The organism is Moraxella sp. E33BD (assembly GCF_041807865.1).
Lineage (GTDB): Bacteria > Pseudomonadota > Gammaproteobacteria > Pseudomonadales > Moraxellaceae > Moraxella > Moraxella haemolytica.
On sequence record NZ_JBGTZD010000013.1, the window covers coordinates 49,946 to 59,984 of the forward strand.

Sequence of the window (10,039 nt, forward strand, 5' to 3'; positions counted from 1 at the left end):
CAACCCGTCATAAGACGAATTTTGTTTTGATTTTGAGTAAACCCCAAATTTGGGTATTACTTTTTTATCAAATTTTAGGTACAAAAAAATCACAATGACGGAGTGATGTTTGACCGCTTTGAGTTTAGTAGTGGGCATATCATAGCCCACTGATTGCCCTTTGTCAAGCCTTAATCGCTAGGATAATTTCTGGTAGTTTCCATACAAAAATCATCATCGCAAGCACCAGCATCAGCCCTATTAAAGCAAGGCAAGTTTTGATTAAGCCGTGTTCTTTTAGAGATTTGGTTGTCATTTCAATAACCTTTGCAATAAAATCAATCATTTGTTATAATGCCTACTGTAAACCGTTTGATTAAAAACGCCCAGAGCCTGCCAGCTTTGGGCGTTTTGCTTGTTGGCTATTATGTCGATGAATGGCGTGGGGGTAAATGGTGGGGTGTTGTAGATGGGGGATTTACAACAAAAGGCTTTGGCAATAAAAAAGCCAAATAATTCACGCAGTTACGGCATAAATTACTTGACTTTATATACTATCTAGGATATAATACAAACAACAAGGCAAGGGGTAGGAGCCTTGCCTTGTAGGTTAATTCGCTGACCTGTTAAGCAAAACCAGCGACAACCTGTAAGGAGAAACGAGATGAAAGTTCTGGTAAAACTTCTGATCGTTGTGGTCTTGGTAATGATTAGTACTCCAGCGTACTAATACCAAGTGCCTAAGGGTTTAACCTACGGCAGGGCGGCTGGAAACACCGCCCACCCCTTACATTACTGATTATACTACCATAAGGAGTTTGTCATGTCAAACTATGCCAACACCGAATACACCAAGCGAGCCAAAGCCAATTACAACGCCAAGGCTCTGCGTTCCACCACCGTGCAGTTCATGCCAAAAGACCAAGAGGCTCTAGATGCATTGGATAGACTGGTTGAGCATTATGGCTCTGTCGCCAAAGCCGTCAAAGTCGCTCTACTTGCCCACGACCAAGCCTTAAACCAATAATCATATCTTAAAACACATCAAACCGCCTATTGTTGGCGGTTTTTTTATTATGCACCCATCGTATATAAGCACCATTTGCGTTATATTGCACGATATACCTGTCTGCACCCTAGGTATATCCTAATTATTTAAAGCTCAATATGAGCTATTACACGGCAGTACAGACGCATTTCCTCCATGATGCCGTGCAATTGCCCTCGTCGCTGCGGTTTTTTAATCTCTCGCTTTGATTGCAGGGCAAGATGGGTGCGGTGGTGGTATGGGTCGGACGGTGCAAAACTTAGCGAAATAAGGGGCTTGGCGTGGCATATACGACCTGTTTTGTAGGGGATTTCGCCATTGCGAATGATTGCGATGGCGGAAATCGGCAAATTAGGCAAAAAATGGTTCATTGTAGATGGTGTTTGGTAGTGGAATATGCCTATGATGACGGTGAAATGTGTAGTATTTTAAAAATGTCGATTTGTCCATCGTGAAGGTGAATTCTGGGCTGTCCACATATTGCAGATACACACGATCTGGGGCGGTGTCTGCAATGATGACATCGTGGTGGGCGGCATCTTTTGGCGACCAGATTTGCCCACGCTTGGGGGTTTGGGGTGGGCGGTGGTTGTGATGATTTTTCATAGTTTTTCCTTGATGATGTGAATTCGGTTTGTTTGCTTGTTTTCTAGCAGGTGTTTGAGATGGATATATATGGCCACAATGTCATTGAGTACTTTGTAGTATCTGTAAGTTAGTATCGCTAGCCAGAAAAATAACCCCCAAACGAAAAATTCTAAGGTGGTAGAAGTCATGGTTTTAGCTCTCCGATGGTTGTGAATTGGCTGATAAATTCGTCATAGCTCATTTTGACTGGTGGGGTATGGTTGATTTCCACCCAGATTTTGCCGTCTTTGTCTGCCTTGTCGCTGTTGATGACGGCGGTCTGGTCTGTGCGGGGTTTAGATACACTCGCATGATTAGCTCCTAGTTGACCATGCCATGCTTGATGGCAAAGGCTCGGTTTTCTGCTTGGATTTTAGCAAGATAATCCGTGTAGCTTTCGCCTGTAGGGGTGACTGACCCTGTATCTGCCGTAGTTTTGGCATTGGGTTCAGACGGTAGGCGTTCTTTGGCAAGCCAATTATCAAACATGGCAATCCAAGTTTTCTCGGTGCAGTTGAAATTGCGAGAGGTGTAAAACAAGCGAAATTTGGCAAAAGTCTCATCAATGTTCAGACCTTTGGTGGTGCAAAGGTCTCTTTGGGCTTGACTGAACGCAAATGTCGGATCTGGCGTTGTCGGTGTTTTGACCTTAGGCGTTGGTTTTTGATTTTTTGCATTGTTTTTTTCAAAATTTTTCTCCTGCTCATAGCTAGCTAATATATATATATTTCTTGGTTATTGGTTATAGCGTTATTTTTGCCGTTACTTTTTGCGTTACGCTCCGTTACGGCAGGGGCATTCGTTACACGATTATAGGCGTTCAAAATATCGTCAAAAGTCGCCCCCTTTGCCATCTTTACGCCTTTATTCTTAAGGGTTTCAAGCATTTTGGCTTTTTGGCGGTGGCGGGCTTGTCGCTGGGCGTTGGATAGTCGTGTGCCGTTACTTTTTGCGTTATTTTCGCCGTTACTTTTTGCGTTACGCTCCGTTACTTTTTCGTTACGGTCGTTACGCTCGGTGTGGCGGTGCTGATAATGCTTGATTTCTCGGTCGATGCGAGCGTGGCGGTATTTGCCATTTTTGAGCGTGAAAAATTCGTCCAGCACATTTTGCAATGCTTGACGCTCGTCATCGGTGCGAACGGCAAGACGGCGACACAACGCTACCAAATCGCCCGTAATGGGCTTTTCGGTGTCGTAGTACATGTCTATCAGATCACGATAGAACGACCGTTCTAGGTGCGACAGGTGGCGAGTGGCAGCGTTAAAATCATTGATGTGGAAATTATAAAAGTTCATCGTTACCCCGCATAACAGAAGTAGACGGCTTTGCGTCTTTTGCCTGTGACCGCTACTTTTTTGGTGCGGATGATGAGCCTGTCATGTTCGCTGTTGATCTTACTGACGGCTTTTTCGGGCTTGGCGTAGCCAAATTTTTCTGTGATTTGCTCCGGCGTCATGATGCCGACACGCTCCAAGCATTTGAGCAGGCGATTTCTGCGTTCTTTGTTGGTGTGGCTTTCTCCGGGCTTGGTGGCGGTGGGTGGTTTTTTGGGCTTGGGTAGGTCCATCACCTTCCATGATTTGACGCTGTGGGCTGGGCGTGGCTTTGGCGTATAATCTGGCAGAATGGTTATAGGCACGCCGCTGGCGATGGCATCTGATATGAGCTGTTCTTGGGCTTGTAGATTGCAAGTTGGGCGATTAAATGCGAGCATCTGATGATTCTCCTTCTAAATAATACACTTTATATCTTGCCCCTGTGGGTGATGTCTCATAGCGGTCTTTGATGTCGTAGCCCATCTGTCTTAGCTCGCTGATACGAGCCAAAAAACCCATGATGAAATACTTCTGCACCGCTTCTTTGTGCGTGATTGATGCCATGCGTAGGTGAGTAAGCAGGGTATCGCATTGGCTTTGGGTGGTCATAGTGGATAGTCCTTATCGGTGTTGTATCGGCTCTCACCGCTCGCAACAATCTCATCGTTCTCTAGCAATGACAGCACTTGCATGGCATGATAAGCACGATGGTAGCGGTCGCGTAGGTCGTCTTCAATGAGACGGCAAAGCCATTCCGACTTTGACAAATTACATTCGTCCGCCAGTCTGCCGATGACGGCGTGGCATTCTTCGGAGAGATGGACGGTGATTTGGTGGGTTTTTTTGGGTTTCATGGTGTAGGTGTGTATGGTAGTTTTGTTTTATCGGCTTTTAGGCGATTTCCCGATGCTTCTTGGATGCTTATTTGCCAATCTACAGGCACGCCATTTCTTCGCCATTTGCTGACAGTACCTTTTGTGATTTTTAATTTGTCAGCAAGGTGGCAATCTCGGAAAACACCGTAAAGTATTTTTAATTCGTCAACAGTCATAATGTTTCCTATAATAAACAAATAAGTATCATATAGTAAACCATAAGTTTACCAAAAAATCAAGTATTTAGTTTATTATAAGAAACAATTTCAAAAGGCATTATAAAAATGAATACAATCTCTGATCGTATTATTGCTAGAATGACCCAATTAGGTCTTAAGCAAACAGATTTGATTAAAGCAACCAATAAAACCAAAGGGGCGGTGTCTAAATGGGTGGCTGGCTCGGCAGTCCCATCAGGAGATAGTCTTGTTCGCTTGGCGAAAGTCCTCGAATGCGATGTTGGTTGGCTGATGGATGGTGATAAAGATAATCAGCCATCGAATGAAAAAAGCGATTCTAAAAATATTCCTGATATCATCAAAGAATTACAAGATAAAATCAATGCTATTGAGAACCGTAATAGAATCAATCTGGATTCAACCGCCGAACTTGAACCCAGCAATGCACTGTCCATCAATAATCCCGTGCCTGTGATTGAATGGGTGGCAGCGGGGTCGTGGTCTCATGCCAATGCGGTGATGGCGTATGATGCGTTTGATTATCTGCCACGCCCGTTTAATTTTCCTGAAAATGGCTTTGCCCTTAAAGTGCGTGGGGTGTCGATGATGCCTAAGTTTGAGCCGGGGGATTTTATTTATGTTGATCCTAATTATGCCTTTTGGGAGCTTAAAAACGGCGATTTGGTGGTGGTGCGTGAGGGTGAAAATAGCGAGGCGACATTTAAGCAGCTTGTGGTTGGCGAAACTTCATCTGATATGTACTTAAAACCACTCAACCCCGACTGGTCAGAGCAGAGAATGACACCAAAGAGCGAGTGGGAGCTGGTGGGCAAGGTTGTTGGGAAGTGGGTGGCGTTTTGATGATGACGGACGAACAAGCACAAGCATTTATTGATGTATTAAAGACTATTGTGGGCAAACCTATCAATTTTGATTTTACAAAAAAGGTTATTGAGTTAAGGGATGGTGGCGGTAGAGAGGAATACCTGTTAGATATCATCCCTAATCGTATTATGCCAAACAAAATCAGCACTACCTTACGAGTACGCAAGAATGTGCTGTTGGTACGACTGGATGTGAATGGTCCTCCGCACAGAAACCCTGACGATACCGAAGTGCCATGTCCGCATTTACATGTTTACAAACAGGGCTATGGCTTAAAATGGGCTTATCCTGTACCACCCATCTTTGGCGACTGCATTAATCTTGCCAATTATTTAGATAGTTTTTGCGAATATTGTAATATTCATGGTAGAATATTTACCCAGATCCCTATTGAGTTTTGTCCATGTTCATAAATGACATTCAGCGGTACCATGACAGCTACCTTGCGTGGCTTAAGGACAAGACTTGTCTAAAAAACATGGGTAATGATGTCGTAGAGATCACCACGCCACATTTAGACCGTCATAATGATTATTTGCAATTTTATGTGAAAAAGACCGAAAATGGCTTATTATTTACTGATGGCGGTTATGTTTTAGATGATTTGGAGGCTTCCGGTGTTGTCTTTAACACGCCTAAACGCACTGCTTTATTGCAGCAAACTCTAAATGGCTTTGGTGTGCAAGTTTGTGATGGCTGCCTAACAACAAAAGCTGACGCCAATAACTTTCCCGTACGCAAGAATAATTTTATACAAGCTATGCTGGCGGTGGGCGATATGTTTAGCCTGTCTAGCAGTAACATTGCTAACTTTTTCTTTGAGGATGTGGAGTATTGGCTGGATGAAATCGGTGTGCGGTATTCTCAAAACATCAACTTGATTGGCAAGTCTGGTTTTGGTTTTAATTTTGATTTTGTCATTCCGCATTCAAAAAGCCAACCAGAGCGGTTATTGCATACATTAAACAACCCCACTAAGAGCAATGTTGAACATATCTTGTTTGGCTGGTCGGATACCAAAGAGACACGGCGAGCAGATACTACCTTATATGTCATGCTTAATGATGTAGATAATCATATCAGCAACAGCTCGGTGCAGTCCCTAATTAACTACAATATCAATCCTATCCGATGGACGGATAGGAATCAAGTGATATCAGAGTTGATACATTAATCTCTTGTAGCTGTCCAATTGGCTATTTAGACTAAAAACCACCCATAAAGGGTGGTTTTGTCAATCACACTCAGGAGAAAGCTTGCGTAAAACCCGCTCAATATCCCTAGGTTTGGTATAATCATTTCCATTATGGCTAACCAATTCAATGCGATCGAGGTGAAAGTAACGGAATTCGCCAACATTGATATCAATAGCAACAAGAATTGTCGCACCCCTACTGTTTTCTCGCACATTGACAGGCTCTACATCTCTAATGCTGAAATTACCTTCAAGGTCAGTGTAGTGAATTTCGCACTGTTCCCGACCTGAGGTAACATCACCATCCCATTCGTCATCATAAATGTTGTGATGCGTGGTACAACTTTCAGCTTTTTTCTGTTCATTGATTGCTTTGAGTGCTTGGCGAGCCGACTCACTTCTTGCTAGCAATCTCTCAGATGCGGATTTTCGTTCCAATTCCGCTTGTTGCTCTTCTGCTTGCTTGCGGTCCATTTCGTAAAGCGCTCTTCGGATTGAGCCGATTTGGGGTAAATCTTCGTTTAATTTGACTTCATCGGGTGAAGATGCATCTAGAATTAAATCATCATTATTGTGCATCTTATCTGAGAAATAGGTTAGGTCTTTTTGTATTTTTGGCTCTGGGGTTTTGGTTGGCGGCGGTATGAGCATCTCGACCAGTTTTGGTTTAACCTGTGGGGGTGACACTATGTTTGTTGCCGTTGGCTGATTTTGGGGCTTCGTGGTTAAAGGTGTATTGGTCTTTCGCTGCTCTATCGACAATCTGGATTTTTTGGCTTTGACGCTTAGGTAAGCCAAGACAGCGAGGGTAATGCCAGCGGTGAAAAATCCAACCATGATTGAGGTGCCGCTGACTGGTTGCTCTGTTGGCGGTATGGTAATAATAAGAGTGATTAGCAGGGCTAAGAACGCCAAAGTGCTATGCAAAGTTATTTTTATCCTAGATGAATTCTGACCAAAGGGGTAGAACTTGGGTGAAATGAGCCACCAAACTGTTAAGATTGGCAGTAATAGTAGCATAAAAGCGACAAAAATAGCCATAAATATCCCCTCGGTGATTACAAATAGCCATATATTGGCACACAAGCGAGAATTTATCAAGCTGATAAGGGTAAAGGCAAATATAATAAACTATCCCTTATATTTATTAATAAAAAAATAATTATATTTCAAATATTTATATTAAATAAGTTTCTTTTATTAATTTATTTGTTTACTTTATTTGTTTACTTTGGTAAACTTATCTCCATCAACCAAGATGGAGTAACTAATTATGCCAACCATTAAACAAACCTGCCTATCTGCATTCATCATCGCTTTGGTGTTCATCTCTTTAAAAGGCTGTGTCTCAATGTCGCTAGCTGCATGGGATAGGGCGTACGAGGGCGAGCGAGCCAAAATCGCTGAATATCGTGCGTTGGCGGATAATAAAGAGGAGAACTACTAATGACTAGAATCACCAAATACACCAGAGAGCTAATGCTCGACGAACTTATCAAAAACGGTAAATTTGCCGAAAATATCCAAGCCAAAGAACAAGCACTAAAGCAGGCTGGGCATGAAATTTATCTTAAGATATTTGGCAAATACCTTGATGATATTAAAAAATTGCCCGAGCTACTTTTTAATCGTACAAGAGAGCTTAGGCTGGACGATATCAAATCGCCTAGTGGTAGTTTTATGCTGCGTGTCGAATTGCCTGATTATCATGTGTGTCTAGCGTTCGGGTCAGTCATCGGAAAGAATTTTCACGGATTGACCGAAGATGATGAGATTATCAAAAAATATCTGGCAGCCAAACAAGCTTATGATGACGAATTTAGCAAAATGAAACAAGCTAGAACAGATGCGGAGGCGGTGCTGTCTGGTATCAATACATTCAAACAGTTGTGGAAAATGTGGCCAGAATCCCAATCATTACTGGGTAAGTTTGAAAACCAAGATAAGCCAAATTATCCGCTAGTGCCACAAAATATCGTGAATATTAATGTAGCGTTTGGGCTGCCTGTGGAGAATAATTTATGAATATGACTACCATGCAAATGCTTGCCATGCAATACGGCTTTAAAGCTCTGATACCGCTGGAGAATGTCGCTAATGACTATCTAAGCGACATCAGCAAGACCGAGCTGCACCGCAAGGCAAAAAATCAACAGCTTAATTTTGCTTGTATCAATACCGGCTCGGACAAACGCCCAAAATATCTTGTACCGATTGAGAGCCTGGCTGGCTGGATTGATGCCATTAAAAATGAAGCAACCTTAGACCATAAAGCTATGCACGCCTAACCCCAAAGTATCAGAACGAACCACGACCACGCTCGTGGTTTTGTTTTGCCTGCTCGATGGCGTCTTCAAAATCAAGTACGGTGGGGCGACGCTTTAGATTGGTGTAACGCTGCAAACTGCCCCAGCTACGGTGTCCTGTTACTTGCTGAATTTGGGGAATGGTTAGTCCTTGCTCGGCAAGGCGTGTGGCGGCTTCGTGGCGTAAGTCATGGAATTTTAAGTCATCAATACCAAGTATTCTGCAAGCATCGGTAAAAGATTTTGAGATGGTCTTGCCGTCTAATGGGATAAGTTTTTCGTCGTCGTAGTAGGGTGATTTTTGCATACGCTGTCTGATAGCTGTATCTTTAAAGGCGTTGATAATAGGGATGGTTTTTTCGGGTATCTTGACCTCGATGTGATTGCCTTTTGAGCCTTTGGGGTTTTTCATGTCGCGTACGAGCCACCAGTAGCCGTCATCGGTGTAGGTTAGGTCATCGAGCAGCAGATTGACAATCTCCCCTTCACGCCGTGCCGTGTATATCGCCAGCCACATGATTAGGTGCATGGGGTAGACTTGTTTGCCTCGTTGCCACGACGCATAAAAATGGTTCGTCAAGAGTTGTAACTCATCATTGCTGGGCAGTCTTGAGCGTTTGTCCGACCCTTTGACTTTTCTGGCATAACGCAGCCCAAGCATCATTTCTTCAAAGCCTGATAGATTGACATCGATACCCCAGACCATCTTGGCGTATCTTAGTACGGCACGAATGGCAATCATGTCGCCTGTGAGCGTTTGCGGCTTGACCGTCTGCAAGCGAAACTCAGCGAAATTGGCAAAGTCTGCATTGGTCAGCTTGGTGAGATACTTGGCGCCGATGGCTTGCTTAGCGATGAATAATAGCCCCTTTTTGTGCGAACGCCCAAAGTCCGCCCCTGCCTGCTCTAAGTAGAGACTGATGGCATCTGAAAAACGCATGTCGTCTTTTTTATCGCTCTGGTGGATAACATCGGGATTGAGTTCGATCTGGGCTTCTCGCTTTTTTAGCCAGCTTTCTGCCAAATTCCGCTTGCTAAATGTGCGACTTTCGCTATACTTAACACCACTCTTGTTGATGCGTATCACTGCACGATAGCGAGTTGTGCCTGATGTTGTTTGGCGTTCTGATATTGTACCCATATTCTTTTCACTTGATAAAATTACACCATTTTAAGTACATAAAAAAATGGTGCAAATATGGTACAATACAATCACAAATAAACGCAAGTATGAACAAGTAACAACAAGTTAAAACAAGTCAAATTTTTAATACAAATATTTGAAATTAAAGAGATTTTGCATAAATGATTGATTTTAAAGAGAATAAAAGAATTAGCCTAGCCCCGATGATTGATTGGATATTTTATTTATAAAATATTTTATAAATCAATAACTTATTTTATTTTAAAATAAAATTTCCGCAAATTTTCCACAAAAAAATAACCCCAGACAAGCATTTTCGCCTAGCTGGGGTTAATGGTGTTATGCTAATTTAGGCATTCACTAAACTATATGCCTGCTATTATAGCAAGTAAAACGGAGATTGACAAATATTTCAAGCCTCATTCTTACTTACCTTGCCATCGCTGGCGAGTACAGGCAACGCAAACCGATGTGTCGCAGGC

The 10,039-nt window shown here is 42.9% G+C and carries 20 protein-coding genes; 9 read left to right on the forward strand and 11 right to left on the reverse strand.

What is annotated here, in order from left to right; translation table 11 throughout:
• Positions 1-163 precede the first annotated feature (163 nt).
• Positions 164-295 (reverse strand): hypothetical protein, encoded by a 132-nt coding sequence (locus ACERC6_RS08830; protein ID WP_373628755.1) that lies wholly within the window; start codon positions 293-295, stop codon positions 164-166.
• A gap of 38 nt (positions 296-333) precedes the next feature.
• Here ACERC6_RS08830 and ACERC6_RS08835 point away from each other — a divergent pair, with 38 nt between their 5' ends.
• Complete coding sequence (locus tag ACERC6_RS08835; RefSeq protein ID WP_373628756.1) at positions 334-495, forward strand: hypothetical protein; 162 nt, start codon at positions 334-336, stop codon at positions 493-495.
• 307 nt (positions 496-802) lie between these two features.
• Entirely contained in the window at positions 803-1,006 is a 204-nt protein-coding gene (locus ACERC6_RS08840; RefSeq protein ID WP_373628757.1) for a hypothetical protein, read from the forward strand.
• Positions 1,007-1,134: 128 nt separating this feature from the next.
• Here ACERC6_RS08840 and ACERC6_RS08845 read toward each other — a convergent pair whose 3' ends face one another.
• Positions 1,135-1,398 carry a hypothetical protein gene (locus ACERC6_RS08845; RefSeq protein ID WP_373628758.1) on the reverse strand — a complete coding sequence of 88 codons (264 nt, stop codon included), beginning with the start codon at positions 1,396-1,398 and terminating at the stop codon, positions 1,135-1,137.
• A complete protein-coding gene (locus tag ACERC6_RS08850) occupies positions 1,379-1,633 on the reverse strand; it encodes a hypothetical protein (protein WP_284673077.1) in 255 nt (84 codons plus the stop codon). Before ACERC6_RS08850 ends, ACERC6_RS08845 begins: the two co-directional genes overlap by 20 nt.
• A gap of 196 nt (positions 1,634-1,829) precedes the next feature.
• Here ACERC6_RS08850 and ACERC6_RS08855 point away from each other — a divergent pair, with 196 nt between their 5' ends.
• Positions 1,830-1,979 carry a hypothetical protein gene (locus ACERC6_RS08855; protein WP_373628759.1) on the forward strand — a complete coding sequence of 50 codons (150 nt, stop codon included), beginning with the start codon at positions 1,830-1,832 and terminating at the stop codon, positions 1,977-1,979.
• Here ACERC6_RS08855 and ACERC6_RS08860 read toward each other — a convergent pair.
• From ACERC6_RS08860 to ACERC6_RS08885, 6 genes are all read right to left on the reverse strand, one after another.
• Positions 1,976-2,143, reverse strand: a complete 168-nt coding sequence (locus ACERC6_RS08860) for a hypothetical protein (protein WP_373628760.1) — start codon at positions 2,141-2,143, stop codon at positions 1,976-1,978. The genes ACERC6_RS08855 and ACERC6_RS08860 overlap by 4 nt on opposite strands.
• 224 nt (positions 2,144-2,367) lie before the next feature.
• Positions 2,368-2,952 (reverse strand): YdaU family protein, encoded by a 585-nt coding sequence (locus ACERC6_RS08865; protein ID WP_373628761.1) that lies wholly within the window; start codon positions 2,950-2,952, stop codon positions 2,368-2,370.
• Between the two features lie 2 nt (positions 2,953-2,954).
• Positions 2,955-3,371, reverse strand: a complete 417-nt coding sequence (locus tag ACERC6_RS08870) for a hypothetical protein (RefSeq protein ID WP_373628762.1) — start codon at positions 3,369-3,371, stop codon at positions 2,955-2,957.
• Positions 3,358-3,582, reverse strand: coding sequence for a helix-turn-helix domain-containing protein (locus ACERC6_RS08875; protein WP_373628763.1), 225 nt, complete (start codon positions 3,580-3,582; stop codon positions 3,358-3,360). Before ACERC6_RS08875 ends, ACERC6_RS08870 begins: the two co-directional genes overlap by 14 nt.
• Entirely contained in the window at positions 3,579-3,827 is a 249-nt protein-coding gene (locus ACERC6_RS08880; protein WP_373628764.1) for a hypothetical protein, read from the reverse strand. Before ACERC6_RS08880 ends, ACERC6_RS08875 begins: the two co-directional genes overlap by 4 nt.
• Positions 3,824-4,024 carry a helix-turn-helix domain-containing protein gene (locus tag ACERC6_RS08885; protein ID WP_373628765.1) on the reverse strand — a complete coding sequence of 67 codons (201 nt, stop codon included), beginning with the start codon at positions 4,022-4,024 and terminating at the stop codon, positions 3,824-3,826. Before ACERC6_RS08885 ends, ACERC6_RS08880 begins: the two co-directional genes overlap by 4 nt.
• A gap of 108 nt (positions 4,025-4,132) precedes the next feature.
• On the opposite strand from ACERC6_RS08885, the gene ACERC6_RS08890 reads away from it, so the two are divergent.
• Genes ACERC6_RS08890 through ACERC6_RS08900 form a run of 3 tightly spaced genes read left to right on the forward strand, consistent with a single transcriptional unit; the run spans position 4,133 to position 6,086 of the window.
• Positions 4,133-4,888 (forward strand): S24 family peptidase, encoded by a 756-nt coding sequence (locus ACERC6_RS08890; RefSeq protein ID WP_373628766.1) that lies wholly within the window; start codon positions 4,133-4,135, stop codon positions 4,886-4,888.
• Positions 4,888-5,325, forward strand: coding sequence for a hypothetical protein (locus ACERC6_RS08895; RefSeq protein WP_155400190.1), 438 nt, complete (start codon positions 4,888-4,890; stop codon positions 5,323-5,325). Before ACERC6_RS08890 ends, ACERC6_RS08895 begins: the two co-directional genes overlap by 1 nt.
• Positions 5,316-6,086: a DUF1829 domain-containing protein gene (locus ACERC6_RS08900; RefSeq protein ID WP_373628767.1), complete on the forward strand. Its 771-nt coding sequence runs from the start codon at positions 5,316-5,318 to the stop codon at positions 6,084-6,086. Before ACERC6_RS08895 ends, ACERC6_RS08900 begins: the two co-directional genes overlap by 10 nt.
• A gap of 60 nt (positions 6,087-6,146) precedes the next feature.
• On the opposite strand, the gene ACERC6_RS08905 is transcribed toward ACERC6_RS08900, so the two are convergent.
• Positions 6,147-7,148 carry a WYL domain-containing protein gene (locus ACERC6_RS08905; protein WP_373628768.1) on the reverse strand — a complete coding sequence of 334 codons (1,002 nt, stop codon included), beginning with the start codon at positions 7,146-7,148 and terminating at the stop codon, positions 6,147-6,149.
• Between the two features lie 232 nt (positions 7,149-7,380).
• Between ACERC6_RS08905 and ACERC6_RS08910 the strand changes: the two genes are divergently transcribed.
• From ACERC6_RS08910 to ACERC6_RS08920, 3 genes are read left to right on the forward strand one after another with little or no spacing between them, the layout of a single operon-like run.
• A complete protein-coding gene (locus ACERC6_RS08910; RefSeq protein ID WP_373628769.1) occupies positions 7,381-7,554 on the forward strand; it encodes a hypothetical protein in 174 nt (57 codons plus the stop codon).
• Complete coding sequence (locus ACERC6_RS08915; protein ID WP_373628770.1) at positions 7,554-8,132, forward strand: Nmad5 family putative nucleotide modification protein; 579 nt, start codon at positions 7,554-7,556, stop codon at positions 8,130-8,132. Before ACERC6_RS08910 ends, ACERC6_RS08915 begins: the two co-directional genes overlap by 1 nt.
• Positions 8,129-8,395 (forward strand): pyocin activator PrtN family protein, encoded by a 267-nt coding sequence (locus ACERC6_RS08920; RefSeq protein WP_277807890.1) that lies wholly within the window; start codon positions 8,129-8,131, stop codon positions 8,393-8,395. Before ACERC6_RS08915 ends, ACERC6_RS08920 begins: the two co-directional genes overlap by 4 nt.
• Before the next feature lie 10 nt (positions 8,396-8,405).
• Here ACERC6_RS08920 and ACERC6_RS08925 read toward each other — a convergent pair whose 3' ends face one another.
• Positions 8,406-9,554, reverse strand: a complete 1,149-nt coding sequence (locus tag ACERC6_RS08925; RefSeq protein ID WP_373628771.1) for a tyrosine-type recombinase/integrase — start codon at positions 9,552-9,554, stop codon at positions 8,406-8,408.
• Between the last annotated feature and the right edge of the window lie 485 nt (positions 9,555-10,039).